Origin of the sequence: Pseudomonas sp. GW456-L13 (genome assembly GCF_017350115.1) — a bacterium.
In the GTDB taxonomy this organism is placed as follows: Bacteria; Pseudomonadota; Gammaproteobacteria; order Pseudomonadales; family Pseudomonadaceae; genus Aquipseudomonas; species Aquipseudomonas jessenii.
Genome location: NZ_JACNAS010000001.1, coordinates 2,207,552 through 2,234,358 on the forward strand (window position 1 = coordinate 2,207,552; position 26,807 = coordinate 2,234,358).

Consider the following 26,807-nt stretch of genomic DNA (forward strand, 5'->3'; position numbering starts at 1 on the left):
CTGGGTTAATCGTCGAGGCGCTCTTCTAACTGGCGCACTTCGTAGGTGAGCTTGTCGAGGAACTGCATGCGCCGCATCAGGCGTTCGGCCCGTTCACGGTGCGCGGCATCGTTCCAGCAAGCTGCGAAGCTTTGGTTCAGTTCATCCTGGGCAGCCTTGAGGCGGCGCTTGAAGACGGCAACGCCATTCAGGTCGGCGCTGTCCTGCAGGTCTTCGAGCTCTTCGCGCAACTCCATCTGCTGCAGCAGGAACTCCGGATCATGCACCGTGACCTCCAGCGGCAGCTCGCCACCATTCAAGGCGAGCAGGTAACGCGCGCGCTTGGGTGGACTCTTGAGCGTCTGGTAGGCCTCGTTGAGGCTCGCGGATTGTTCCAGCGCCAACCGCTGCTCGCGCTCGGAAGCGTCAGCAAAGCGGTCCGGATGAACGCCGCGCGCCAACTCACGGTAGCGCGTAGCCAGCTGATCGAGATCCAGATCGAAACTCGGTTGCAGCTCAAATAAAGCGAAATGACAAGGAGTACCCACGACAAGCCTCAGATGTTGAAGCTTTCGCCGCAGCCACATTCACCGCGTACGTTGGGGTTGTTGAACTTGAAGCCTTCGTTCAACCCTTCCTTGACGAAATCGAGTTCGGTGCCGTCCAGGTAGGCCAGGCTCTTCGGGTCGATGATCACTTTCTCGCCGTGACTCTCGAACACCTGGTCCTCTGCAACCACCTCGTCGACAAACTCCAGCACGTAGGCAAGGCCGGAACAGCCCGTGGTGCGAACACCCAGACGAATCCCTTCACCTTTGCCGCGCCCGTCGAGGGAGCGCCGCACGTGTCGAGCAGCCGCTTCTGTCATGCTGATAGCCATCGGTGACTCCTTACTCGTCGCCAAAACTCGAAAATCAGATCAAGCCTTTCTTCTGCTTGTAATCGCGAACAGCCGCCTTGATGGCGTCTTCAGCGAGTACCGAGCAGTGGATTTTCACTGGCGGCAGGGCCAGTTCTTCAGCCAGCTGGGTGTTCTTGATGGTTTCCGCTTCGTCCAGGGTCTTGCCCTTCATCCACTCGGTGGCGAGGGAGCTGGAAGCGATAGCCGAACCGCAGCCGTAAGTCTTGAACTTGGCATCTTCGATGATGCCGGCTTCGTTGACCTTGATCTGCAGGCGCATCACGTCGCCGCACGCCGGAGCGCCGACCATGCCGGTGCCGACATCAGGATCTTCCGCGTCCATCTTGCCGACGTTGCGCGGGTTTTCGTAGTGGTCGATGACCTTTTCGCTGTAAGCCATGATTCTCAATCCTCACTCATCAGGGCCGCTCTTGAGACCCTGTAGTTACGCTGCGTGTACCGCCGCGCTGCTACAGGACCCGTATCCGGCGGCTTCTTTGTTTAGTGTGCCGCCCACTCGATCTTCGAGATATCGACGCCGTCTTTGTACATGTCCCACAGCGGCGACAGAGCGCGCAGCTTGGTAACGGCCTCGCAAACTTTCTGCGCGGCGTAATCGATTTCTTCTTCGGTGGTGAAACGGCCGAAGGTGAAGCGGATCGAGCTGTGTGCCAGTTCGTCGTTGCGGCCCAGGGCGCGCAGTACGTACGAAGGCTCAAGGGACGCCGAGGTGCAGGCCGAACCGGACGAAACCGCCAGATCCTTGAGCGCCATGATCAGCGACTCGCCTTCAACGTAGTTGAAGCTCAGGTTCAGGTTGTGCGGAACGCGGGCGGTCATGCTGCCGTTGACGTACAGCTCTTCCAGGTGCTCGACCTGCTTGTAGAAACGGTCGCTCAACGCCTTGATGCGCGCGTTCTCGGCAGCCATGTCTTCCTTGGCTACGCGGAAGGCCTCACCCATGCCGACGATCTGGTGGGTCGCCAGGGTGCCGGAACGCATGCCGCGCTCGTGACCGCCACCGTGCATGGTCGCTTCGATACGCACGCGCGGCTTGCGGCTTACGTACAGGGCGCCGATGCCTTTAGGACCGTAGGTCTTGTGGGCGGAGAACGACATCATGTCGACTTTCAGCTTCTGCAGGTCGATCTCGACCTTGCCGGTGGACTGAGCGGCGTCGACGTGGAACAGGATGCCCTTGGAACGGAGCAGTTCGCCGATCGCTGCGATGTCGTTGACGGTGCCGATTTCGTTGTTCACGTGCATGACCGAAACCAGGATGGTGTCGTCGCGCAGTTCGGCTTCGATCATCTCCGGGGTCACCAGGCCATCGGTACGAGGCTCGATGTAGGTCACTTCGAAGCCTTCACGCTCCAGTTGGCGCATGGTGTCCAGGACAGCCTTGTGCTCAATCTTGGTGGTGATCAGGTGCTTGCCTTTGGTGGCATAGAAATGTGCCGCACCCTTGATTGCCAGGTTGTCGGATTCGGTGGCACCGGAGGTCCAGACGATTTCACGCGGGTCGGCGTTGACCAGGTCAGCGACCTGACGACGAGCGTTTTCAACGGACTCTTCAGCTTTCCAGCCGAACACGTGGGAACGGGACGCCGGGTTACCGAAGTTTCCGTCGACCAGCAGGCATTCACTCATTTTTTGCGCAACACGCGGATCAACCGGGGTGGTCGCAGAGTAATCAAGGTAAATCGGCAATTTCATGGACTATCTCCTAAATCAGGCTGGCTGGCGTGCCGCTAGCTCTTTGGCTGTCATTCGACGGCGGACGCTTCAATCTTGTCCAGGCGTGGCGCCTTGCTGTTGCAACGGCGCTGGTCCTGACGCTGGGCTACTTCTTGTACCTCACGGCGAGTCACAAGGTCAGCCAAGCTGATACCGCTCAGAAATTCGTGAATTTGCAGGCTCAGATCGCACCACAAGTGGTGGGTCAGACAGGTATCGCCTTGATGGCAATCACCCTGGCCCTGGCATTTGGTTGCATCGACCGATTCGTTCACCGCATCGATCACCTGGGCGACCTGGATGCCCTGCATGTCGCGGGACAATTGGTAGCCACCACCCGGACCACGCACGCTGGACACCAGATTGCTGCGGCGCAGCTTGGCGAAAAGCTGTTCGAGGTAGGACAGGGAGATGCCTTGGCGCTCGGAGATATCGGCCAGGGACACGGGCCCGTGCTGCGCGTGTAACGCCAGGTCAAGCATGGCGGTCACGGCGTATCGGCCTTTTGTAGTCAGTCGCATGGACAATTACCACGGAGTTCGGAATGAGGCGAGTATGCAATTCCCGAGTATTTAAGTCAACTATAAGACCTAGTACTTTAGTCAGGTTTACCCGCAAAAGAGCGGCAGCATCATAGCAAAGGCTGGCCATATACAGCCAGCAGTACCGCGTTATCGTTCATCGCGAGCAAGCTCGCTCCCACACTGGAACGCGTCAGCCTGTACAACGTGATCACCTGTGGGAGCGAGCTTGCTCGCGATGAATTCGACTCGGTTTAGCTGGCCTGACTCTGATCCTTGTCCTTCACGCAGGCGAAATCTTCTTCGCGCAGCTCAGGCAGATCTTTCGCACAGTAATTGCTGCCCAGGTCCTTCAACGCCCCGCACATCCCCTCCAGACGACCATCGACCGCCTGCAGGTGATCGAGCAACTGGTTAATGGCGCGAGCCACCGGGTCAGGCATGTCTTCAGTCACACCGTAGGCATCGAAGCCGATTTTCTCGGCCATGGCCTTACGCTTGGCATCTTGCTCTTCGTCGGATTTGACGATGATTCGCCCCGGAATACCCACCACAGTGGCACCCGGCGGCACTTCTTTAGTCACAACGGCGTTGGAACCGACCTTGGCCCCGGCACCAACCGTGAACGGGCCGAGCACCTTCGCGCCCGCCCCGACCACGACGCCATCACCCAAGGTCGGGTGACGCTTGCCCTTGTTCCAGCTGGTGCCGCCCAGGGTCACGCCCTGATAAATAGTGACGTCATCGCCGATCTCGGCGGTTTCACCGATGACGATGCCCATGCCATGGTCAATGAAGAAACGACGACCGACCTTGGCCCCCGGATGGATCTCGATTCCGGTCAGCCAGCGGCCGAAGTTCGACACCAGCCGCGCCAGCCATTTCAGGTCCGCGCGCCACAGCATCGCCGACAAACGGTGGATCCAGATGGCGTGCATGCCCGGATAGCAAGTCAGGACTTCAAAAGCGTTACGCGCCGCCGGGTCTCGGTGGAATACGCTCTGGATATCTTCACGCAAACGCTCGAACATCATTAATCCTTCCGCTTAAGGAGCTCACCACGGGCCGCTTTTTGGGTTTCCGTGAGGATGCCACGCAAAATATTCATTTCCGCCCGGCTGACCGAGCTGCGTCCGTACAACCGGCGCAGGCGCGCCATCAAGTGCCGTGGCTTTTCCGGATCGAGGAATTCGATGGCCACCAGGGTCTGCTCCAGGTGCTCATAGAATCGCTCCAGTTCGTCCATGGTCGCCAGCTCAGCGCTTTTGACCGAGGCCACTTCTTCCTTCTCGACCTTGCTCGGCTGACCTTGGGCCGCCAGCCAGGACATGCGCACTTCATAACCCAACACCTGCACCGCCGCCCCAAGGTTCAGCGAACTGAACTCAGGGTCCGATGGAATGTGCACGTGATAATGACATCGCTGCAGCTCTTCGTTGGTCAAGCCGGAATCTTCACGACCGAACACCAGAGCGATTTCCGCACCCTGCCCCGCCTCCTCGACCACCTTCGTTCCGCATTCGCGGGGATCGAGCAGCGGCCAGGGAATGCGCCGGTCGCGAGCACTGGTACCAAGCACCAGGTTGCAACCGACCAAGGCATCTTCCAAGGTGGCGACGACTTGCGCGTTTTCAAGGATGTCCCCGGCACCGGAAGCACGGGCATCGGCCTCGTGATGCGGGAACACACGAGGCTCGACCAGCACCAGCCGCGACAGCCCCATGTTCTTCATGGCACGCGCAGCCCCGCCGATATTGCCCGGATGGCTGGTATTGACCAGGACGACACGAATGTTTTGCAGCAAGGGAGGCGCTCTCGAACACAATAATCGGGAGCCGAATCTTACAGCTCATCCTACCGTTAAGCCATGAAAGCGAACGTCGTCCTTCTCCTGTAGAAACTTTCTGATAGAATGCCCGGCTTTCTTTAACAACCTTAGGTGACACATCCATGCAGCCCATGCTGAATATCGCGCTGCGCGCCGCCCGCAGCGCCAGTGAATTGATCTTCCGCTCCATCGAGCGCCTGGATACCATCAAGGTCGACGAAAAAGACGCCAAGGATTACGTATCCGAGGTGGATCGCGCCGCCGAACAGAAAATCATCGATGCCCTGCGCAAGGCGTACCCGAATCACTCGATCCTGGGTGAAGAGACCGGCATGCACGCCGGCACCGGCATCGAAGGCGAAGAGTACCTGTGGATCATCGATCCGCTGGACGGCACCACCAACTTCCTGCGCGGCATTCCTCACTTCGCTGTCAGCATCGCCTGCAAATACCGCGGTCGTCTTGAGCACGCTGTTGTTCTGGACCCGGTTCGCCAGGAAGAATTCACCGCCAGCCGTGGTCGCGGCGCTCAACTGAACGGTCGTCGCCTGCGCGTCAGCGGTCGCACCAGCCTCGACGGCGCCCTGCTGGGTACCGGCTTCCCGTTCCGTGACGACCAGATGGACAACCTCGACAACTACCTGGGCATGTTCCGTGCCCTGGTTGGCCAGACCGCCGGCATCCGCCGCGCCGGCTCTGCAAGCCTGGACCTGGCCTACGTGGCCGCCGGCCGCTTCGACGCCTTCTGGGAGTCGGGCCTGTCCGAATGGGACATGGCGGCAGGCGCCCTGCTGATCCAGGAAGCTGGCGGCTTGGTGAGCGACTTCACCGGCGGTCACGACTTCCTTGAAAAAGGCCACGTCGTTGCCGGCAACACCAAATGCTTCAAGGCAGTCCTGACGGCCATCCAGCCGCACCTGCCAGCCTCGCTGAAGCGCTAAGCTTCCAGCGACAGAAAAAGCACCCTTCGGGGTGCTTTTTTTATGCCTGGAATTTGCCCCTCAAAACACCGAAATCCTCTGTAGGAGCGAGCCTGCTCGCGAAGGTCGTCAACGATAACGCGGGAATTCTGGATAAACGCGGCGCCCTTGGGTTCTTCGCGAGCAGGCTCGCTCCTACAGGGGATTGCGGTGGCGCATAGATCGCGGGCACAAAAAAAGCACCCCGCAGGGTGCTTCTTTTTTAATCCAGCGTCAGCAGATCAGTGAGCCGTCTGATTCTCCGACAAGATCAACTTGCCTTCCTTATCCACCGGAATCTGGTTGCCTGGATCACGATCCATGCGCACCTTGCCTTCCTTGCCGTCCAGCGAATAACGCACGTCGTAACCTACAACCTTGTCACTGATGTCGTTAACCGTGTTACAGCGGGTCTGGGTGGTGGTGTAGGTATCACGCTCCTGCATGCCTTCCTGCACCTTGTTACCGGCGTAACCGCCACCGACAGCACCTGCGACCGTGGCGATCTTCTTGCCGCTGCCGCCACCGATCTGGTTACCCAGCAAACCACCTGCCAATGCACCGACCACCGTACCGGCGATCTGATGTTGATCTTTCACCGGCGCCTGCCGGGTGACCGCTACATCCTTGCACACTTCACGTGGAGTCTTGATTTGTGTCTTGACCGGCTCAACGGCGAGTACTTGTGCGAACTCCGGACCGCTTTTAACCAGGCTGTAGGTGGCCACAGCACCCCCGGCAGTCACACCGACAGCACCCAGTACAGCACCAACCAGCATCGACTTGTTCACATGAACCTCCTGGACCATCACATGCGGGATAAACCCGCGCTTCTCCCTGCCTTGGAGCACAAAAAAAGGCGCGAGTTCAACTCGCGCCTTTTTCGGACTACATCGCTGAAAGAAGCTTCCTTCAAGGACGGTCGTCGACTTCCTTCTCGGCATTGGCCGGAGGAATCAGGTCTTCCGTGCTCAGGTTCAGCCAGATCAGCACCACGTTCGCGATGTAGATCGACGAGTAAGTACCCGCCAGAACACCGATGAACAGGGCGATGGAGAAGCCGAACAGGTTGTCGCCACCGAAGAACAGCAGGGCCGCGATCGCCAGCAAGGTGGAAATCGAAGTCGCCATGGTCCGCAGCAGGGTTTGCGTGGTCGAGATGTTGATGTTCTCGATCAGGCTGGCCTTGCGCAGTACCCGGAAGTTCTCACGAACCCGGTCGAATACCACGATGGTATCGTTGAGCGAGTAACCGATGATCGCCAGCACCGCCGCCAGTACCGTCAGGTCGAAGGTGATCTGGAAGAACGACAGGATACCGATGGTCACGATCACGTCGTGGATCAGGGACACGATCGCACCGACCGCAAACTTCCACTGAAAGCGGAACGCCAGGTAGATCAGGATGCCGCCCAGCGCCATCAGCATGCCGAGGCCGCCCTGGTCGCGCAGCTCTTCACCTACCTGCGGGCCGACGAACTCGACGCGCTTGACCGTCGCCGGGTTCTCGCCGCCCACCTTCTGCAAGGCTTCGGCCACCTGGTGACCCAGTTGCGGGTCTTCGCCAGGCATGCGCACCAACAGGTCGGTGGTTGCACCGAAGTTCTGCACGATGGCTTCGTGATAACCCGCGGTCACCAGCTGCTCACGCACCTGGGTGACGTCGGCCGGACGCTCGTAGGTCAGCTCGATGAGCGTACCGCCGGTGAAGTCCAGGCCCCAGTTCATGCCCTTGGTGGCGACGCTGAACAAGGCCAGCACCGTAAGGAACAATGTGACGCCGAACGCAAAGTTGCGAACGCCCATGAAGTTGATTGTACGTAACATGGCAGCCCCTTAAATCCACAACTTCTTGAAGTCACGACCGCCGAAGATCAGGTTGACCATCGCGCGGGTCACCATGATGGCCGTGAACATCGAGGTAAAGATCCCGAGGGACATGGTCACTGCGAAGCCCTTGACCGGGCCGGTGCCCATGGCAAAGAGGATGCCGCCGACCAACAGTGTTGTCAGGTTGGCGTCGAGAATCGCGGTGAATGCCCGGCCGAAGCCTTCGTTGATTGCGCGCTGCACGGTCATGCCGGCGGCGATCTCTTCACGGATCCGCGAGAAGATCAGCACGTTGGCGTCGACCGCCATACCCATGGTCAACACGATACCGGCGATACCCGGCAGGGTCAGTGTTGCACCCAGCAGAGACATCAAGGCCAGCAGCATCACCATGTTCACCGTCAACGCGACGGTGGCGATAATGCCGAAGAAGCGGTAGATGGCGATGATGAACAGCGAGACGAACAGCATGCCCCACAGCGATGCATCGATACCCTTGGTGATGTTGTCGGCACCCAGGCTTGGACCGATGGTGCGCTCTTCAGCGAAGTACATCGGAGCGGCCAGACCACCGGCACGCAGCAACAGCGCCAGTTCGGACGACTCGCCCTGGCCATTCAGGCCAGTGATGCGGAACTGAGCACCCAGCGGCGACTGAATGGTCGCCAGGCTGATGATCTTCTTCTCTTCCTTGAAGGTCTGAACCGGCACGTCTTTCTCGACGCCGTTGACCACCTGCTTGGTGTAAGTGGTAACCGGACGCTGCTCGATGAAGATCACCGCCATGCTGCGACCGACGTTCGAACGGGTCGCACGGCTCATCAGCTCGCCGCCGTGGCCATCCAGACGGATATTCACTTCTGGCCTGCCGTGCTCGTCGAAGCCAGCCTTGGCGTCGGTTACCTGGTCACCGGTGATGATCAGGCCACGCTCGATCAGTGCAGGAGGACGGTTGCCCTCACGGAACTCGAAGGATTCGGAAGTGGCTTTCGAAGCACCCGGCTCAGCCGCCAGACGGAACTCGAGGTTGGCCGTCTTGCCGAGGATACGCTTGGCTTCGGCAGTGTCCTGCACGCCCGGCAGCTCAACCACGATGCGGTTGGCGCCCTGACGCTGGACGATCGGTTCGGCAACACCCAGCTCGTTGACGCGGTTACGTACCGTGGTCAAGTTCTGCTTGATGGAGTATTCACGGATTTCCGCCAGCTTGGCCGGGGTCATCGCCAGACGCAGCACCGGTTGACCGTTGAGGTCGGCCGGAACAATGTCGAAATCGTTGAAGTTCTTGCGGATCAGCGTACGGGCCTGTTCGCGGGCTGCTTCATCAGTGAAGCCCAGCTGAATGGCACCGCCCAGTTGCGGCAGACTGCGATAGCGCAGCTTCTCTTTACGCAGCAGGCTCTTGACGTCGCCTTCGTAGACTTTCAGGCGCGCGTCGAGGGCTTTGTCCATGTCCACTTCCAGCAGGAAGTGCACACCACCGGACAAGTCCAGACCCAGCTTCATCGGGTGCGCAGCGAGGTTGCGCAGCCATTGCGGAGTGGTTTGTGCCAGGTTCAGCGCGACGACGTAGTCATCACCCAATGCCTTGCGCACGACGTCCTTGGCCGGCAGCTGGTCTTCAGCCTTGGTCAGGCGAATCAGACCGCCCTTGCCGCCCTCTGCCAGCGTGGCAGCCTTGACGTTGATCCCGGATTCCTTGAGCGCAGCGCTCACGCGATCCAGATCAGCCTGATTGACTTGCAGCGCAGTGCTTGCACCGCTGACCTGAATGGCCGGGTCATCAGGATAAAGATTGGGAGCGGAATAAATCAGACCGACCGCCAGCACCGCCAGGATCAGAATGTATTTCCACAGAGGATATTTGTTCAGCATCACGCCGCCCGTTTATGACGCGGGGCGCCTTGCGCGCCCCGTCGATTGAAAATGAAGTTGAAACTTAGATCGCTTTGAGCGTGCCTTTTGGCAGCGTGGCGGCGATGGCGCCTTTCTGGAACTTCATTTCGACGGTGTCGGAAACTTCCAGAACGACGAAATCGTCGGCCACTTTAGTGATCTTGCCGGCGATGCCGCCGGTGGTCACAACTTCGTCGCCTTTCTGCAGGCTGCTCAGCAGGTTTTTCTGCTCTTTGGCGCGTTTGGCCTGTGGACGCCAGATCATCAGGTAGAAGATGACCAGGAAGCCGACCAGGAAAATCCACTCGAAACCGCCGCCCATAGGGGCTGCCGCAGGTGCAGCAGCGTCTGCCATGGCATTAGAGATAAAAAAGCTCATTTAGCACTCCAGTTGCAAATGTTGAATCTTGGGGTCAGTAAACTCAGTCCAAAGGCGGAACAGGCAACCCGCGTTTGGCGTAGAAGGCATCGACAAAGGCGGCCAATGTACCCTGTTGAATAGCCTCGCGCAAACCAGCCATAAGCACTTGATAATGGCGCAAGTTATGGATGGTATTGAGCATGCTTCCCAGCATTTCGCCGCACTTGTCCAGGTGATGCAGATAAGCGCGAGAGAAGTTCTGGCAGGTATAGCAATCGCAGGTCGGATCGAGCGGCGAATCATCATGGCGATGGAACGCGTTACGGATCTTCAGCACGCCGGTATCAATGAACAGATGCCCATTGCGGGCATTACGGGTTGGCATCACGCAATCGAACATGTCCACACCGCGGCGCACACCCTCAACCAAGTCTTCCGGTTTGCCAACGCCCATAAGGTAACGAGGTTTGTCAGCGGGCATCATGCCCGGCAGGTAATCCAGCACCTTGATCATCTCGTGCTTGGGCTCGCCCACCGACAGGCCGCCGATGGCCAGGCCGTCGAAGCCGATCTTGTCCAGGCCTTCCAGGGAGCGCATGCGCAGGTCCTGGTGCATGCCGCCCTGAACGATGCCGAACAGCGCCGCCGTGTTGTCGCCATGGGCTTCTTTCGAACGCTTGGCCCAACGCAGGGACAATTCCATGGAAATACGGGCAACGTCTTCGTCGGCCGGGTACGGCGTGCATTCGTCGAAAATCATCACGATGTCGGAGCCCAGGTCACGCTGGACCTGCATCGACTCTTCCGGGCCCATGAACACCTTGGCGCCGTCGACCGGAGAAGCGAAGGTCACGCCCTCCTCCTTGATCTTGCGCATGGCGCCCAGGCTGAACACCTGGAAACCGCCGGAGTCGGTCAGAATCGGGCCTTTCCACTGCATGAAATCGTGCAGGTCGCCGTGCTTCTTGATCACTTCCGTGCCCGGGCGCAGCCACAGGTGGAAGGTGTTGCCCAGAATGATTTCAGCGCCGGTCGCCTCGATATCCCGTGGCAGCATGCCCTTGACCGTGCCGTAGGTGCCCACCGGCATGAAAGCCGGGGTCTCGACGGTACCGCGCGGGAAGGTCAAACGACCGCGACGAGCCTTGCCATCAGTGGCCAGCAGCTCGAAAGACATACGACAGGTGCGACTCATACAGTTTCCTCTGGGCCCGATTCTTTAGGGGCAGTCGGCGCAGGATTACGCGTGATGAACATCGCATCACCGTAGCTGAAAAAGCGGTAACCGTTGTCGACCGCGGCCTTGTAGGCGGCCATGGTCTCGGGATAACCGGCGAACGCCGAAACCAGCATCAACAGCGTGGATTCGGGCAAATGGAAGTTGGTGACCAGGGCATCGACCACATGAAACGGCCGGCCCGGGTAGATGAAAATGTCGGTGTCGCCACTGAACGGCTTGAGCACGCCATCGCGGGCGGCGCTTTCCAGGGAACGCACACTGGTGGTCCCCACCGCCACCACACGACCGCCGCGAGCACGACAGGCGGCAACGGCATCCACCACGTCCTGGCCGACTTCCAGCCATTCGCTGTGCATGTGGTGGTCTTCGAGCTTCTCCACGCGCACCGGCTGGAACGTGCCGGCGCCGACGTGCAGGGTCACGAACGCGGTCTCGACGCCCTTGGCGGCAATCGCCTCCATCAGCACCTGATCGAAATGCAGCCCCGCCGTCGGCGCCGCCACCGCGCCCAAACGCTCGGCGTAGACGGTCTGGTAACGCTCGCGGTCGGCGCCCTCGTCCGGGCGGTCTATATAAGGAGGCAGCGGCATGTGCCCGACACGGTCGAGCAACGGCAACACCTCCTCGGCGAACCCCAGCTCGAACAACGCATCGTGCCGCGCCAGCATTTCAGCCTCGCCACCGCCGTCGATGAGAATCTTCGACCCAGGCTTGGGCGACTTGCTGGAACGCACATGGGCCAGCACGCGATGACTGTCGAGCACCCGCTCCACCAGGATTTCCAGCTTGCCGCCGGAAGCCTTCTGGCCAAACAGCCGCGCCGGAATCACCCGGGTATTGTTGAACACCATCAAGTCGCCAGGGCGCAAATGCTCCAGCAAATCAGTGAATTGACGGTGTGCCAGGGCGCCGCTGACCCCATCCAGGGTCAACAGGCGACTATTGCGCCGCTCGGCCAGCGGATGGCGGGCGATCAGCGAATCAGGGAGCTCGAAGGTAAAGTCAGCAACGCGCATGATGGGGTTCGTCTAGCAGGGCCGGGAAGTCTAGCGGAATTATCAAAAATTCTCCATGTACCTGATTGACCAGCGGTTATCTCATCTCTATACTTCGCCGCCATTGAGCCCTGATGGCGGAATTGGTAGACGCGGCGGATTCAAAATCCGTTTTCGAAAGGAGTGGGAGTTCGAGTCTCCCTCGGGGCACCAAAATTAAGAAAGGTCTTGCTTTGCAAGGCCTTTTTTTTCGTCCGCAGAAAAGCACCTGACACCCCACCGCCCCGTAGGAGCCGGCTTGCTGGCGATGCTTTTGACCCTGCTCTTCCACCCCACCCGCACCGCCGGAACATTTCACAAGGATTCCCCCCATGGAATTGCACCTGGAAACCGTCGCCCTCTTCTCCCTCAAACTGGCTTATGAGTCGGAAGGTTCAAGCCCGATTTTGCGGGATGATTTGGTGATGGGGGATTACCAGCGGGATGTGTTTGAGTTGCTGGTGCGGCGGGGGGATGTTGAGGGGATACAGGTGAAGGTGGGTGAGTGTGTGGGGTTGGCGTTGGAGGCGGTAGGGGGTGTGGATAAGCCGTTGGGGCGGGAGTTGGGGAGATTGGCGGGTGAATTTGCCAGTGTTCAGACGCTGGAGCAGCTTGATGACCCGCTCATTGCGCTGAAGGACTATTTAAAAGATATTCAATGAAGAACGCGAGGGGCCTTAAAGCGATAGTGCCCGATAACCGAACCGACGTTGGTCGTTGCGTTTTAACCGATAAAAAATCTGTCCCTTTTTTCCTCCGCCCCCTTTCCCCCGGTTTTTTTACCGTCTATTAGCGTTTAGCCAAGTCCGCTTCCGGCCAGAAGCGGACGCTTGAGCAAAAGCTTGTAAATATGGGAGTGGCCACCTCGACATATGTGTATACCCCATCAACAAGCCTGCCTGTTACTTGCAAGGCTTGGAGGGGTGGGGGGATGACTTCCTGTTGCTAAACGTCCAGATTTCACCTCGAACCCCCTACCCTTTCCTGGTTATTTTTTGCTTGTTGCTGAAAGTCCAACGGCCAGTTGTGAAATCATGCCACACACAAATAAAAACCAATTCAGCTTTAATTAAACGAATTTTTCATTGACAGAAGAGATCGATATAAAAACCCCGGTTCTTTAATGTTTTTTACGGCCTCGACAAGTATCTTTCGACATAGCTTAAAGCTACTACTCTCAACAAGTAACTTATCTTTTGAAATTGCGACTATTTGGGAATCCTGCCTTAGCAAAACTGGCGAAATGAGGCTATAGGTCATATAGGGAAACATTTCCTGAGGCGTACTATAAAATCCCCCTACTGCGTGGGTAGGTATAATTTTATAGGGCGCCTCAATTTTATACGCCCATCGGCGATACTGCCCCATATGGCGTTCTGCAACAATAGGAGATATATGTGAAGGGAAAATATTAAGCTTGAAATCTTCGTAGGCACCAACCACATAAAATCTTGGCATCAAGTCTCGCGCCCCTCTATTCCATATTTTGGATTATACGTAACAATCTTACCCTTCAGTATACTGCTTAGCTCTCTAATTGTGGAGTTGAACATGTATGTATTAGGTATAAACATTTTCTCTATATGCCTTTCTGTAAGTGCGTAGCCGCCATCTAGGCAGAACTCAAAGAGCCAAGCATGGGGGTTTGTTTCGCTGTACATAAAATCTATTACGGCAGTAGAAAAATATTTTTGAATGACAGGCTTTAAAGAGTTGCAGGCTCTGTGAGAATTTAGTTTCTCCAGTGATGGGCTGGGCAGGCTGAATAGATCTACTGTCAGTGCGTGAAACTTCTCATAATCGCAACTTACCATTTGCAGGAAGAGGTCCCTGTCGATATTTGGCTTAAGAAACCCGAACTTAAGACTCCCTGTATCAACAGGACTACCCGCCTTGAAATACTGACGATTATCAGTTAAGAACAGAATATTCATATCTATAACAATTGACCCCCTAAGAAGAGGCGGATTCCCAATAGGGGAGCCAATATTGAAATAGTCAGCCTTCAGGCTGCCATTACCGACAGAGCCAATAACATTATCAATAATATGCAGTTTGTTTAGCGTAAGCACTTTAGAGAATTTTTTCATTTACTTTGGTTTTTTACTTTTCTGTATGTGTTTTTGCCACTGTCCATTCGCCGCGCTCAAAATGCGCTGGTATCGATCTTGATATGACTCGACTTTATCAAGTGTTATTTTGTGATTTCCCTCATCATCTTCTTCCTTCTTTTTATCCATGGTAATTGTGTGACTTAGTTCGTACAGAGCGCAAACTGTAGCGATATTCATAGCCATCCTTTCTTCATACATATATTTGCTCAGAAGCTGGCCGGCCAGACTAGCCAGCGAGCTAGTTATCAGAGTGGCTACAGTGATAGAGAAAAGGGACGCTTTAGTATTGACGGCTATCAGCAAAGTGGTCAGAGAGCTCAGGAGTATCTGACCTAGTGAATATAGCTGGTTGCTCTTTTGGTTTTTGGCGCGTTTTGCATTAAACTCTGCAATGCGCCTTCCGATCTGGACTTCCAGTTCAGTCAAGCTCTTTAACTTGTGATCTGTATTCACGAAACACCATTTGTCGGTTAGTCTGCGATTCAACATACATATGACATCATATTGATGTCAATAAAAGTCATGACCACGAAGGGTATTTTTTCATCATCAAGAGAGCTTTCGAATTGGCCATAAACGACGTGGCGTCGCTAGATATAGGTAAGGCATGCAAAAGGCAGTATATGTAATTTTAATCTGGCCGAGGTGTACCAGGGAAGTTTCGATTAAGCCGGCACAGGTCTGCTGAACTGTCCTAGAATAACCATCTTCTTAGCCACCTTCAGCAATAGGCTCGACGCCGTTCTAGGGGAACTGAACGTCCCAAAGTGGCGCTTACGGTCGCTTGTCAGCAGTTGAGATCATTGAGGGTCGCTAACTGCTAATCACCAGAGTGTGCTTCTGGTCGTGAACTGCCCTCTGCGAAGGGCAACTATGGGGCGGCTGCAGCCCTTTGCGACGGGCAGCAATCGGCCAATAGCCGCCCGTCACGGAAGGACGAAAGCTAGTACTTCACTGCACCTACGGAATTAGGAGCAACTCAGGCACTAACGATTCCACTTACATTTTTTTTCCTCTCTGCCTGAGCAAATCCGAGATTAGTCGGCCTGTATACTTGCCTCTCATTTTTGCAACAAACAGCGGCTCAATATCTTGTGCGAAGCCCATCAGCCCTTGAAGATGGAGAATTGATTTTTCATCTAATTCATGATGGGCGTAACGATGTATCATGGCGCTAATCAATCTTTTTTTATCGCGCCCTAAAGAAACCTCATTATCATTGGATATAATTAGCCCAGTGATGCGACGCTGCTTTTTCTTTGAAGCATAGACTGTTTTTTCGTGATTTAACTGAAGGCGTGGGTAAGGAATGCTTCCAAGCGTTTCCAAGATAAGCTTCTCAATCTCAGATGTTGCACCCTTATCATTTGTGGAGAATGTAAGGTCATCTGCATAACGAGAGTACACTATATTACGCTCTAAGCACCAGGACTCCACTGCCAGATCAAAATAATACATTATTGAATTCGACAAAATTGGAGAGCTAGGCGCTCCAATACTGAGAGCAAGCCGAGTTGTAATCCGATCTCTAACGCAGCTTACTCTTGCAATATCTTTAATGCTTTGCACTGATAATTTTCCGCAAAGCTCGTAGGAAAGGTGTTTAACTAAGTCCGACTCGGTTATAGATCCATAAAAATTGGAGAAGTCGAACTTGGCAATATAGCTGTTCTGCTTGTGCCGCTCGGCATTTGCCTTGATACTTGAGCCTTGTCTGTAGGCGGCAGCGCATTCATGGACAGGGAGCTGAGAAAACCAGTTTTCAACAAGTAAACCTTGTATTACTTTAGTTTCTTTTGCGGGCTGTGCGATTGGCCTCACTCCGCCAGATTTTTTTGGTATGAAGTATCTTTTGTAAGCATAAGGCGCCCTTACAATCAATCGGGCCACATCATGCTCAGACAAAGACAACATCTCTGACATATGCTTGCGAAAGTCATATAGGCTCATTTTTGGCCTCCCAGTTTCGCACGGTCGATTGCTCTGTTACGGTTACGTTCGGTTCCTGTGACCTTGTAATAATCCACACACTCAACACGCAAACGCAGAGGGTCAACGGCTACACCTGATTTCAGAACAAGGCGGAGGCTGTGAAAAGTATCATCATCGCAGGCATAAAATGTTGAATCGCTGTATTCAATTTTTCTTACAAGCCTGAACTCCTGGAGAAGAAAAAGCTTTCGCCTCAAGTCGTCCCTATGCACTTCCCGACCTAAAGCTTTGATTGAATCAATCAGCTCTTTCTCCTTTAATGCGACGAATAGCTTGAGCAACTCGTAAATTAAAACGATAAGATGAATATTGTTATTCACATTAAATGATTGGGTTTTTTGAAGTTCTAATATTTCGCTGGCAATATCTTCAAGGACGTCAGTTACAACGTCTTCAGTTATGTCGCCTGGAAACTTCGGGCTCCAAGGGTATACTTTTACCCCTGTCCCATGCTTCTCTTTAATATGACGAAGAATGCCTAGATTAATGAAAGAGTTAGCACCTGCATACTCTTCAGGAACAAAAACAATCAATTTTTTATTGAAGTCTGGCAGCTGAGAAAATGCACCCAACTCTGCAATCGCACCTTCACTTTCAACAGCAATCGCCACCAATGAGCAAACACTTCCGAGATCCGCCTCGAAGTCCATCAGGTTTCTGAACACGCCATCTTCATGCCAAGACTTGATTTCTTCTGGGCGGAATATATGAGGTGACGCAGCCATCTGAAGTGCTTTGCGCTTCACCGCGTCGCGAAGGGACCTGATTGGTGGGTCGTCGGCGTCCGCATGTTCCTTTTCTGGAACGAATCCTCCGCAAAGTAAAACGATAGGATTTTTTGAGAAATGAACCTTGCTTTGCTCAAGATCAACGTCTGCAAGAATTCTTTGTCGCGGATCCATGCGATTGGGGGCTCTTTACCAAGAATCAGCCGCAGACAAGATCTGTGGACCGGAGTGAGCGAAGCGAGCGTAGGGCCGCAGATCTTGTCTGCGGAATAAAACAACGCAATGTAATTGAGTCTGGCGAACCGCCTGACTAAGCCATCGACGGAAACCGTCTAGCTATGTACGCGTAAAGAGATGCCGAATCTAGATCAGAGTGCCATCACTGTCAACGTTTCAATATCGACGCCGCCGCTCCATACCATCTAGCTGCTTTAACTGGAGGAAAATTGAAGGTGGCATATTGGGGAAAAACGCTTACGGAGCGGCGGTTGACGGATCAAGAGCAAGCGGCTCTAACTATTCGTGGCAAGCTGCTGACGCTGCTTTATGGCGAACGTCTGCTTCTGGCCGAAAGCGGACGATGAGCGTAGCGACTGCCACACGCGCAACGAACAAATCGAGGACAGAACACATTTTTCGTCTCAGGTGGTTTGGGATCGAGGCCTTTGAAGGTTGCAGGAAAAGGATCTGGACGATACCCTCCCACCGTCGCTGCCAATTCAGCGACCGGGTGTGGTAACCCGAGTTATTCAAGGCGCAACAGCGCCCCAATCACGTCATCAGGCGCTTTTTTTATGCCTGCGGCGTGAGTTATGGCGGCTGTGCGTGGGACGCCCTCGGGCGTGCCGGTTTCCTTGATTCCCGGTTTACCACCCTGCGCACAGCTGTCACCCATTCGTGTGGTAACGAACGTGGCAGCTCCTCATATCAAGGAGTTGGATAATGCGCAGTATCAATCCGTTTGAAATTTGGCTTTCCCCTTTACGCAATTCCCAATCGCGTAACGCCCTCCCCCATTGCCTCTCCATCCTCGGAGGTGGCCAATGACTGAACAACCTGAACTCAAAACTATCGGCCTGACACCTGCCATCTACTGCGCGGATCAAGCGCTGTTTCATGTCACTCGCGGCGTTCCTCTCGGCGATGCGTTGTCCATGGCCTCCGATTTTCTGTTCCTGGCCAAAACCCTCACTGAAGATGCTGCTTATGCCAGAGATACCGACCGTCACGCTTGGGCTGCGCATTATCTGACTTCGATGAGTAAGGCGTTGGTGGATGATGCGGTGAAGGTGCTTACTCGGGATCGGGATAATGATCTGGCGTCTAAGCGGACGGGGGCTAAGGCTGAGGGGTAGTGGGCGAGGCGTCAGGATAGTTTTTGGTTTCAAAAGTCAGGCGTGACGCTGTGAGAGCGGGCTTGGTTGTGGTGGCCGGGGTATTCAGCGGGACACGTGGATGCCTTGCGTTTTTCGCGAGCAAGCCCGCTTCCACAGGGGGTTGCGGTGGGCTGGCGGGCATTGTTTGGCCCCAGTGTGTGAGTGGGTTTGTGGTGCAATCTTCAGCATTGAGGGTGGTTGGGCTGGCGCTATCGCGAGCAAGCTCGCTCCCACAGGGGGGTTGTGTGGCGGGTGGTATTTCGGCTTGGCCTTGAGGTTTTTCGGGGCTTTTTGTGTTCGGTTCGGGGGGGATGGCTTTCGGTTTGTAGCGGAATGGATCGGCGGATCTGCTCCGTAAAATTGCCCACGGTTCTGATGCTTCTTCTCACCTGTAATGCTTGCTATACATCAGCCATCGACAAGCCCTCCGGGCATTAGGCCGGTGGGTGAACGCCCCTTTCGGCACTCATCTAGACTTAATGGATAGTCGTAGGCAGAACCGAGCACGTCGCTTTGGTGCAGGTCGATCAACAGCAGCGTGGCAAGCTGCCCTTTATGCCCAGTAGAGGTGCGGCGAAGACCGCGCCGGGCACAACAAGATGCCCGCTCAGGGTGCCCTGGCCAACGGCCTGAAAATGCCACGATACCGTGACGTGGTGTGAGTGCCGCAGCCGACACTTTCGGACGACCGACGACCATCTGGTTTGTCCGTGACCGTGAGGATTGCTGAATGCCTGATGAGATGTTGCACCTGCCTGTGGTCAACAGTCTGCTGGAGCGCCACAAGGGCTCTGCGGGTGCGCTGTTGCCCATTCTTCATGATATTCAGGAACGCATCGGTTACGTCCCCGATGTCGCCGTCCCCGAGATTGCTCATGCCCTCAATCTGAGCCAGGCCGAGGTTCGTGGGGTGATCAGTTTTTACCATGACTTCCGTACCGCGCCGCCGGCCAAACATATCCTGCGGCTGTGCCGGGCTGAGTCGTGCAAGAGCCGTGGTGCCGAGCAGTTGGCCGCGCAGTTGCGCGAGCGTCTGCAACTGGACGATCACGGCAGCAGCGCGGATGGCAGCATCAGTTTGCGTCCGGTGTATTGCCTCGGTGCCTGCGCCTGTTCGCCTGCCCTGGAGCTGGATGGCCGGGTGCATGCGCGGCTGAGCGCTGAGCATCTGGATGCCTTGCTCGACGCTTGCCGGGAGGACGCGTGATGCCGACTCTCTATCTGCCCTGTGATTCGCTAGCCCGTGCCGTGGGTGCCGATGAGGTATCCGTGGCCCTGATCTCTCAGGCCAAGGAACGCAATCTGCCGCTGGAGCTACAGCGCACCAGTTCGCGCGGCCTGTACTGGCTGGAACCGCTGCTGGAAGTGGACAGCCCCCAAGGCCGGATCGGTTTCGGCCCATTGACCGCTGCCGATGTGCCGTCCGTGCTCGATGCGTTGCAAGGCGAGCCGTCCAGCCATCCACTGGCCTTGGGCCTGGTGGAAGAACTGTCTTATCTGAAGACTCAACAACGCCTGTTGTTCGCCCGTGCTGGTATTACCCGGCCGCTGTCGCTGGACGATTACCGCGCGCACGGCGGTTTCGAGGGTTTGACCCGAGCCATCGCGGTGGGTGGTGAACAGACCGCGACGGAAGTGTTCGATTCAGGCCTGCGTGGCCGTGGCGGCGCGGCCTTCCCCGCCGGGATCAAGTGGCGCACGGTGCGCGCTACCGAAGCTGTGCAGAAATACATCGTGTGCAACGCCGACGAAGGCGACTCCGGCACCTTCGCCGACCGCATGTTGATGGAAGGCGACCCTTTCCTGCTGATCGAAGGCATGGCCATCGCCGGCATTACCGTCGGTGCCACTTACGGCTACATCTATGTTCGCTCGGAATATCCCGATGCTGTGGCCACGCTGCGTGCGGCGTTGAACATCGCCCGAGACGCCGGTTACCTCGGCGCCAATGTCGGCGGCAGCGGCCTGGCCTTCGATATGGAAGTGCGCGTCGGTGCCGGCGCTTACATCTGCGGTGAAGAAACCGCGTTGCTGGACTCCCTCGAAGGCAAGCGCGGGATCGTCCGCGCCAAGCCGCCAATTCCTGCCTTGAAGGGTCTGTTCGGCCTGCCGACGCTGGTGCACAACGTGCTGACTTTGGCCTCTGTGCCGCTGATTCTGGCCAAGGGTGCGCAGTTCTATCGTGATTACGGCATGGGCCGTTCTCTGGGCACCATGCCCTTCCAGTTGGCGGGCAATATTCGTCATGGCGGTCTGGTGGAACGGGCCTTTGGCCTGACCTTGCGGGAGCTGGTGGAAGACTATGGCGGAGGAACCGCCAGTGGCCGTCCGCTGAAGGCTGCGCAGGTGGGCGGCCCCCTTGGCGCCTGGGTGCCACCTTCGCAATTCGATACACCGCTGGATTACGAAGCCTTCGCCGCCATCGGCGCGATGCTCGGTCACGGTGGTGTGGTGGTGGCTGACGACAGCCTGGACATGGCCCATATGGCGCGCTTCGCGATGCAGTTTTGCGCCGAGGAATCCTGTGGCAAATGCACCCCGTGCCGCATCGGTTCGACTCGTGGCGTTGAGGTGATCGACCGCCTGCTCGCCGCGCCAGACGCGAGCGGTCGCGATGAACAGGTGATCATCCTCAAGGACCTCTGCGACACCCTGCAATACGGTTCGCTGTGCGCATTGGGCGGCATGGTTTCCTTCCCGGTCGCCAGCGCCCTCAAGCACTTCCCCGCCGACTTCGGCTTGCAGCCCTCGGAGGCCGAGCAATGATCACTCTCTTCGACCCGAAAACCGATATCGATCTGGGTACGCCTGCCCGCGACAGCCAGGTGCAAGTCACCCTGAACATCGATGGCCGCAGCATCAGCGTGCCCGAAGGCACCTCGGTGATGCGCGCCGCCGCGCTGATGGGCACCACCATTCCGAAACTCTGCGCCACCGACAGCCTGGAAGCCTTCGGCTCCTGCCGTATGTGCCTGGTGGAGATCGACGGCATGCGCGGCTATCCCGCATCCTGCACTACGCCGGTCACCGAAGGCATGACCGTGCACACCCAGACGCCGAAGCTCGCCACCCTGCGCCGTAACGTCATGGAGTTGTACATCTCCGATCACCCGCTGGACTGCCTGACCTGCTCGGCCAACGGCAACTGCGAGCTGCAAACCGTCGCCGGTCAGGTTGGCCTGCGGGAAGTGCGTTATGGCTATGAAGGCGAGAACCATCTGGAGGACGTGAAAGACACCTCCAACCCCTACTTCGATTACGACCCGAGCAAGTGCATCGTCTGCAACCGCTGCGTGCGCGCCTGCGAAGAAACCCAGGGCACCTTTGCCCTGACCATTACCGGGCGCGGTTTTGAGTCCCGCGTGGCTGCCGCCGGTGGCGAGAACTTCCTCGATTCGGAATGCGTGTCCTGCGGTGCCTGTGTGCAGGCCTGCCCTACCGCGACGCTGATGGAAAAAAGCGTGGTCGAGCTGGGCCAGCCGGAACGCAGCGTGATCACCACCTGTGCCTATTGCGGCGTGGGTTGCTCGTTCCGCGCCGAGATGAAAGGCGACCAGTTGGTGCGTATGGTTCCGGACAAGAACGGCCAGGCTAACCATGGCCACTCTTGCGTCAAAGGGCGCTTTGCCTGGGGCTACGCCACCCACCCGGATCGCATCACCAAGCCGATGATCCGCAAAAACATCAGCGACCCTTGGCAGGAAGTCAGCTGGGATGAAGCGGTGACTTACGCCGCCAGCGAATTCCGACGTCTGCAGCAAAAATATGGCCGCGACTCCATCGGTGGCATCACCTCCAGCCGTTGCACCAACGAAGAAACCTATCTGGTGCAGAAACTGGTGCGCGCCGCCTTCGGCAACAATAACGTCGACACCTGTGCGCGGGTCTGCCACTCGCCGACCGGCTATGGCCTGAAACAAACCTTGGGTGAGTCCGCCGGCACCCAGAGTTTCGACTCGGTGATGCAGGCCGACGTGATCCTGGTGATGGGCGCCAACCCCAGCGACGCCCACCCAGTGTTCGCCTCGCAACTCAAGCGCCGTCTGCGTGAAGGCGCGCGGCTGATCGTCATCGATCCGCGACGCATCGATCTGGTGGACACGGTGCACGCCCGCGCCGAATATCACTTGGCTCTGCGCCCTGGCACCAACGTCGCCATGCTCAATGCCTTGGCCCACGTGATCATCACTGAAGGCCTGCAAAACCAGGCCTTTATCGACGCCCGTTGCGAGGGTAGCGATTTCGCGATCTGGAGTGAGTTTGTCAGCCGCGCGGAAAACTCGCCGGAAGCCCTTGGCCCGATCTGCGGTGTACCCGCTGCCGACATTCGTGCCGCCGCGCGCCTGTATGCCACCGGTGGCAACGCGGCGATCTACTACGGCCTGGGCGTTACCGAGCACAGCCAGGGCAGTACTTCCGTGATGGGCATCGCCAACCTGGCCATGGCCACCGGCAACATCGGCCGCGAAGGCGTGGGCGTGAACCCGCTGCGGGGGCAGAACAACGTTCAGGGCTCCTGCGACATGGGCTCCTTCCCCCACGAACTACCTGGCTACCGGCACATCTCCAACGAGGTGGTGCGGGCGCAGTTCGAACAGGCCTGGAACGTCACCCTGCAACCCGATCCCGGCCTGCGCATCCCCAACATGTTCGAGTCGGCCCTGGCCGGCAGTTTCAAGGGCCTGTATTGCCAGGGCGAAGACATCGCCCAGAGCGATCCGAACACCCAGCACGTCACCGCCGCTTTGTCGGCCATGGAGTGCGTGGTGGTGCAGGATATTTTCCTCAACGAAACCGCCAAGTTCGCCCATGTGTTCCTGCCGGGCAGTTCGTTCCTGGAAAAAGACGGCACCTTTACCAACGCCGAGCGGCGTATCTCGCGGGTACGCAAAGTCATGGACCCGCTGGGCGGCAAGGCCGACTGGGAAGGCACGGTGGCCCTGGCCAATGCCTTGGGCTACCCGATGAACTACACGCACCCGTCGCAAATCATGGATGAGATCGCCAGCCTGACGCCGACCTTCACCAACGTCAGCTACGCCGCGCTGGATAGCCACGGCAGCCTGCAATGGCCGTGCAACGCCGAAGCACCGGACGGCACGCCGACCATGCACATTGAGGAATTCGTGCGCGGCAAGGGGCGCTTCATGCTCACCGGCTACGTGCCCACCGAGGAGAAGGTCAACAGTCGCTATCCGCTGCTGCTGACCACCGGGCGCATCCTCAGCCAGTACAACGTCGGTGCTCAAACCCGGCGTACCGACAACGTCGCCTGGCATGACGAAGACCGCCTGGAAATCCACCCAACCGACGCCGAAAGCCGTGGTATCAACGAAGGTGACTGGGTCGGTATCGGCAGCCGAGCCGGGCAAACCGTGCTGCGTGCGCGGATCACCGAACGGGTCGCCCCGGGCGTGGTGTACACCACGTTCCACTTCCCGGAATCGGGCGCCAACGTGATCACCACCGACAACTCGGACTGGGCCACCAACTGTCCGGAGTACAAGGTCACCGCCGTGGAAGTCAGCCGCGTTTATCACCCTTCGGAGTGGCAAAAACGCTTCCAGGAATTCAGCGATGAACAGCATCGTCTGCTCAAGGACCGGGGCCGTGGCGCCAAAGCGGAGGTACGCCGATGAGCACGAACAACCTGATCAAGATGGCCAACCAGATCGCCCAGTACTTTGCCAGCCAGCCGGACCAGCAACAGGCGGTGCTGAGCGTGCGCAATCATATGCAGATGTACTGGGCGCCCAGCATGCGCAAGGAGTTGCTGGCGTGGCAGACGGAACATCAGGGGGCGGACTTGCACCCGCTGGTGCAGGCGGCGGTGACCGGGGCGGGTTGGGAGGCTTAGCCTGCTGGCTGCAAAAAACTGTGGGAGCGAGCTTGCTCGCGATGAGGGCTTAACATTCAGCATTTTTGCTGGCTGATACACCGCTATCGCGAGCAAGCTCGCTCCCACAGGGGTTTTGTGTTGGGGTTTGGCTTCGGGTTGACCAGGCTACACCCTATTCCTCCTTCCTCGCCGCCGTCACCGTCACTTCAATGGCCCGGACACTGATCGCCGCGAATGTCGCGGTCATCAGCACGCCGTTGAAACCCAGCAGGATCGCCAGCACTCGCGACACACCCAGTTTGGGCACCAGCTCTCCATAGCCGATGGTCAGGCCGGTCACGAAGGCGAAGTAGATACCGTCTAACGGGCCCCAGCCTTCCAGGTGGGCGATGATGAGGCCGAACGCAATGATCACCAAAAGCAGTATCGAGAAGATCGGCCACACCACTTTTAAATAGAACCAGACAGCTTTGTAGAACTCGTGGCGGACGTTTGATGCACGGGCGAGGTTCATGGCATGGGCTTCCTGGGGTTTGACTGACCTGCAGTTGAATGCGCGGCGCTAATTCCCCGTTCAGCTTGGCACAGGCGCTGAAAACTGCGACTTACGGGGCGTTATCTCAGACGAGGACTATGACAAAGATGACGCCCCGCAAACTATCCAGAAACCGCCCACTGTTGAATTCGTTGTAGGAGCGAGCTCGCTCGCGATGGTCGTCAACGATAACGCGTGTTTACAGGATAAACGCGGCGCCCTTGAGTCCATCGCGAGCAAGCTCGCTCCTACAGTGTTCGGGTCAGTTCGTGTCAGTTCGCTTCAGTTTCCCGAATCAGCTTCTTGTTGATCTTGCCGACGCTGGTCTTGGGGATTTCGGCGACGAATTTGAACTGCTTGGGAATCGCCCATTTGTTGATGCGGCCGCCATCGACAAAGGCTTGCAGGTGCGTCTCCAGAATCTTGCGGTCGAGGTATTGCCCGGGCTCGCAAACGACCATGGCCATCGGGCGTTCACCCCATTGTTCGTCGGCAATGCCCACCACGGCGACGGACATCACGCCCGGGTGTTCGCTGATCAGGCTTTCCAGTTCCAGGGAGCTGATCCACTCACCGCCCGTCTTGATCACGTCCTTGATGCGGTCCTTGATTTCCACGCCGCCCAGCTTGTCGATCGAGGCCATGTCGCCGGTGTGCAACCAGCCGTTGTGCCACAACTCCGCGCCTTTGTCCGGGGCTTTCAGATAGCCCTGGGTCAGCCACGGCGCGCGCACCACGATCTCGCCCAGGGACTCACCGTCATGGGGCACATCGTTGCCATCGGCGTCGATGATCTTCAGGTCGACCAATGGCACCGGGGTGCCGGTCTTGATGCGGATCGGCAGTTGCGCTTCGGCGGACAGCTGCAGGTCTTCATCGCGCAGGTACGTCAGGCACAGCAACGGGCAGGTCTCGGACATGCCGTAGCCTGCGTGCACCACCATGCCTTTGGCATTGGCTTCGCTGGCCACGCCGAGGGTCAGCGCGCTGCCGCCCAGGAGCATTTTCCAGCCATCGAAACGGGTCGCCTTGCCTTCCTCGCAGTTGAGGATCATCTGCAGGATGGTCGGCACGCAGTGGGAGAAGGTCACCTTCTCTTCACGGTACAGCTTGACCAGGCTGTTGGGTTCGTAGCGGCCCGGGTAGACCTGCTTGATGCCCATCAGGGTCGCGACATACGGCACGCCCCACGCATGCACATGGAACATCGGCGTGATCGGCATGTACACGTCGTCGGAGCGCAGCAGCGGCTGGCCCTGATAGACGCCCAGGGTGCCGACGGCATTCAGGGTGTGCAGCACCAACTGGCGGTGGCTGAAGTACACACCTTTCGGGTCGCCGGTGGTGCCGGTGGTGTAGAACAGCGTGGCGACCGAGTTCTCGTCGAAATCGGGGAAGTCGTACTGGTCCGAGGCCAGGGACAGCAGGTGCTCGTACTCGCCCAACACCGGCAGCGAGGTCGTGGTCGCCTCGTCATCGGTGAGCTGCAGGTAGCCTTTTACGGTTTCCAGCCGACCGTGGATCTGCTCGACCAGGGGCAGGAAATCATCATGCACCAGCACCAGGTCATCCTCGGCGTGGTTCATGGTGAACAGCACCTGCTCCGGCGACAGGCGAATGTTCACCGTGTGCAGCACCGCGCCGATCATCGGCACGGCGAAGAAGCATTCCAGGTAGCGGTGGCTATCCCAATCGAGCAGGGCCACGGTGTCACCGGCCTTGACCCCGGCTGCGGTCAGCGCATTGGCCAGGCGGCGAATACGCTTGTTGAGAGTCTGGTAGCTGTAGCGCAGCTTGTCGGCGTAGACGATTTCCCGGCCCGGCTCGTAGCGCACGCCGGACAGCAGCAATTGCTTGATCAGCAAGGGGTAGGCATAGGCGCCGTCGGCGGGCGGAATTATTTTTGTCGCCATCATGTTTAAGGTTCCTTGTCCTTT

Annotated in this window: 26 protein-coding genes and 1 tRNA gene; 8 read left to right on the forward strand and 19 right to left on the reverse strand. The window is 57.4% G+C overall.

Annotated elements, in window-relative coordinates:
* Positions 1 to 5: 5 nt before the first annotated feature.
* From hscB to trmJ, 7 genes are all read right to left on the reverse strand, one after another.
* Complete coding sequence (gene hscB, locus J4D25_RS10010; RefSeq protein WP_057716302.1) at positions 6 to 527, reverse strand: co-chaperone HscB; 522 nt, start codon at positions 525 to 527, stop codon at positions 6 to 8.
* An 8-nt stretch (positions 528 to 535) separates the two neighbouring features.
* Positions 536 to 859: an iron-sulfur cluster assembly protein IscA gene (iscA, locus tag J4D25_RS10015; protein ID WP_003227904.1), complete on the reverse strand. Its 324-nt coding sequence runs from the start codon at positions 857 to 859 to the stop codon at positions 536 to 538.
* Positions 860 to 893: 34 nt separating this feature from the next.
* Positions 894 to 1,280, reverse strand: coding sequence for a Fe-S cluster assembly scaffold IscU (gene iscU, locus J4D25_RS10020; protein WP_028620148.1), 387 nt, complete (start codon positions 1,278 to 1,280; stop codon positions 894 to 896).
* Between the two features lie 101 nt (positions 1,281 to 1,381).
* Positions 1,382 to 2,596: an IscS subfamily cysteine desulfurase gene (locus J4D25_RS10025; protein WP_057716303.1), complete on the reverse strand. Its 1,215-nt coding sequence runs from the start codon at positions 2,594 to 2,596 to the stop codon at positions 1,382 to 1,384.
* A 50-nt stretch (positions 2,597 to 2,646) separates the two neighbouring features.
* Complete coding sequence (gene iscR / locus J4D25_RS10030; RefSeq protein WP_007903581.1) at positions 2,647 to 3,138, reverse strand: Fe-S cluster assembly transcriptional regulator IscR; 492 nt, start codon at positions 3,136 to 3,138, stop codon at positions 2,647 to 2,649.
* Between the two features lie 254 nt (positions 3,139 to 3,392).
* Entirely contained in the window at positions 3,393 to 4,169 is a 777-nt protein-coding gene (cysE, locus tag J4D25_RS10035) for a serine O-acetyltransferase (RefSeq protein WP_007982740.1), read from the reverse strand.
* A gap of 2 nt (positions 4,170 to 4,171) precedes the next feature.
* Complete coding sequence (gene trmJ, locus J4D25_RS10040; RefSeq protein WP_008053257.1) at positions 4,172 to 4,942, reverse strand: tRNA (cytosine(32)/uridine(32)-2'-O)-methyltransferase TrmJ; 771 nt, start codon at positions 4,940 to 4,942, stop codon at positions 4,172 to 4,174.
* Positions 4,943 to 5,088: 146 nt separating this feature from the next.
* Between trmJ and suhB the strand changes: the two genes are divergently transcribed.
* Entirely contained in the window at positions 5,089 to 5,907 is an 819-nt protein-coding gene (gene suhB / locus J4D25_RS10045) for an inositol-phosphate phosphatase (RefSeq protein ID WP_008053258.1), read from the forward strand.
* A 260-nt stretch (positions 5,908 to 6,167) separates the two neighbouring features.
* Here the strand turns inward: suhB and J4D25_RS10050 are convergent, their stop codons facing one another.
* From J4D25_RS10050 to queA, 6 genes are all read right to left on the reverse strand, one after another.
* The gene (locus J4D25_RS10050) at positions 6,168 to 6,716 is read right to left on the reverse strand and encodes a glycine zipper 2TM domain-containing protein (protein ID WP_057716304.1); all 549 of its coding nucleotides are present in this window, start codon (positions 6,714 to 6,716) and stop codon (positions 6,168 to 6,170) included.
* A gap of 121 nt (positions 6,717 to 6,837) precedes the next feature.
* Positions 6,838 to 7,752, reverse strand: a complete 915-nt coding sequence (secF, locus tag J4D25_RS10055; RefSeq protein ID WP_057716305.1) for a protein translocase subunit SecF — start codon at positions 7,750 to 7,752, stop codon at positions 6,838 to 6,840.
* Positions 7,753 to 7,761: 9 nt separating this feature from the next.
* The gene (gene secD / locus J4D25_RS10060; protein ID WP_057716306.1) at positions 7,762 to 9,630 is read right to left on the reverse strand and encodes a protein translocase subunit SecD; all 1,869 of its coding nucleotides are present in this window, start codon (positions 9,628 to 9,630) and stop codon (positions 7,762 to 7,764) included.
* A 64-nt stretch (positions 9,631 to 9,694) separates the two neighbouring features.
* Positions 9,695 to 10,030, reverse strand: a complete 336-nt coding sequence (gene yajC, locus J4D25_RS10065; protein ID WP_007956696.1) for a preprotein translocase subunit YajC — start codon at positions 10,028 to 10,030, stop codon at positions 9,695 to 9,697.
* Positions 10,031 to 10,073: 43 nt separating this feature from the next.
* Complete coding sequence (tgt, locus tag J4D25_RS10070) at positions 10,074 to 11,189, reverse strand: tRNA guanosine(34) transglycosylase Tgt (RefSeq protein ID WP_162130301.1); 1,116 nt, start codon at positions 11,187 to 11,189, stop codon at positions 10,074 to 10,076.
* 14 nt (positions 11,190 to 11,203) lie between these two features.
* Positions 11,204 to 12,268, reverse strand: coding sequence for a tRNA preQ1(34) S-adenosylmethionine ribosyltransferase-isomerase QueA (gene queA, locus J4D25_RS10075; RefSeq protein WP_056721282.1), 1,065 nt, complete (start codon positions 12,266 to 12,268; stop codon positions 11,204 to 11,206).
* Between the two features lie 107 nt (positions 12,269 to 12,375).
* On the opposite strand from queA, the gene J4D25_RS10080 reads away from it, so the two are divergent.
* Positions 12,376 to 12,460 (forward strand) — tRNA-Leu (locus tag J4D25_RS10080).
* A 158-nt stretch (positions 12,461 to 12,618) separates the two neighbouring features.
* Complete coding sequence (locus J4D25_RS10085; RefSeq protein WP_057716307.1) at positions 12,619 to 12,948, forward strand: hypothetical protein; 330 nt, start codon at positions 12,619 to 12,621, stop codon at positions 12,946 to 12,948.
* Positions 12,949 to 13,743: 795 nt separating this feature from the next.
* Here the strand turns inward: J4D25_RS10085 and J4D25_RS10090 are convergent.
* The 4 genes from J4D25_RS10090 to J4D25_RS10105 form a co-directional block, all read right to left on the reverse strand.
* Positions 13,744 to 14,376, reverse strand: a complete 633-nt coding sequence (locus J4D25_RS10090) for a hypothetical protein (protein WP_057716308.1) — start codon at positions 14,374 to 14,376, stop codon at positions 13,744 to 13,746.
* Positions 14,377 to 14,826 carry a hypothetical protein gene (locus J4D25_RS10095; protein ID WP_131726894.1) on the reverse strand — a complete coding sequence of 150 codons (450 nt, stop codon included), beginning with the start codon at positions 14,824 to 14,826 and terminating at the stop codon, positions 14,377 to 14,379.
* A 573-nt stretch (positions 14,827 to 15,399) separates the two neighbouring features.
* Positions 15,400 to 16,350 (reverse strand): retron St85 family RNA-directed DNA polymerase, encoded by a 951-nt coding sequence (locus J4D25_RS10100; protein WP_079246809.1) that lies wholly within the window; start codon positions 16,348 to 16,350, stop codon positions 15,400 to 15,402.
* Positions 16,347 to 17,294: a retron St85 family effector protein gene (locus J4D25_RS10105; protein WP_057716311.1), complete on the reverse strand. Its 948-nt coding sequence runs from the start codon at positions 17,292 to 17,294 to the stop codon at positions 16,347 to 16,349. Before J4D25_RS10105 ends, J4D25_RS10100 begins: the two co-directional genes overlap by 4 nt.
* An 869-nt stretch (positions 17,295 to 18,163) precedes the next feature.
* On the opposite strand from J4D25_RS10105, the gene J4D25_RS10110 reads away from it, so the two are divergent.
* The 5 genes from J4D25_RS10110 (at position 18,164) to J4D25_RS10130 (ending at position 24,353) form a co-directional block, all read left to right on the forward strand.
* Entirely contained in the window at positions 18,164 to 18,475 is a 312-nt protein-coding gene (locus J4D25_RS10110) for a DUF3077 domain-containing protein (protein ID WP_057716312.1), read from the forward strand.
* Between the two features lie 751 nt (positions 18,476 to 19,226).
* The gene (locus tag J4D25_RS10115) at positions 19,227 to 19,703 is read left to right on the forward strand and encodes a formate dehydrogenase subunit gamma (RefSeq protein WP_057716313.1); all 477 of its coding nucleotides are present in this window, start codon (positions 19,227 to 19,229) and stop codon (positions 19,701 to 19,703) included.
* Positions 19,703 to 21,262, forward strand: coding sequence for an NADH-quinone oxidoreductase subunit NuoF (locus tag J4D25_RS10120; protein ID WP_057716314.1), 1,560 nt, complete (start codon positions 19,703 to 19,705; stop codon positions 21,260 to 21,262). Before J4D25_RS10115 ends, J4D25_RS10120 begins: the two co-directional genes overlap by 1 nt.
* Entirely contained in the window at positions 21,259 to 24,135 is a 2,877-nt protein-coding gene (gene fdhF, locus J4D25_RS10125; protein WP_057716315.1) for a formate dehydrogenase subunit alpha, read from the forward strand. The genes J4D25_RS10120 and fdhF overlap by 4 nt, the downstream gene beginning before the upstream one ends.
* Entirely contained in the window at positions 24,132 to 24,353 is a 222-nt protein-coding gene (locus J4D25_RS10130) for a formate dehydrogenase subunit delta (RefSeq protein WP_057716316.1), read from the forward strand. The genes fdhF and J4D25_RS10130 overlap by 4 nt, the downstream gene beginning before the upstream one ends.
* A 154-nt stretch (positions 24,354 to 24,507) precedes the next feature.
* Here the strand turns inward: J4D25_RS10130 and J4D25_RS10135 are convergent, their stop codons facing one another.
* Positions 24,508 to 24,849 (reverse strand): potassium channel family protein, encoded by a 342-nt coding sequence (locus J4D25_RS10135; RefSeq protein ID WP_057716317.1) that lies wholly within the window; start codon positions 24,847 to 24,849, stop codon positions 24,508 to 24,510.
* A gap of 293 nt (positions 24,850 to 25,142) precedes the next feature.
* Positions 25,143 to 26,786: a fatty acid--CoA ligase gene (locus tag J4D25_RS10140; protein WP_057716318.1), complete on the reverse strand. Its 1,644-nt coding sequence runs from the start codon at positions 26,784 to 26,786 to the stop codon at positions 25,143 to 25,145.
* Positions 26,787 to 26,807: the final 21 nt, after the last annotated feature.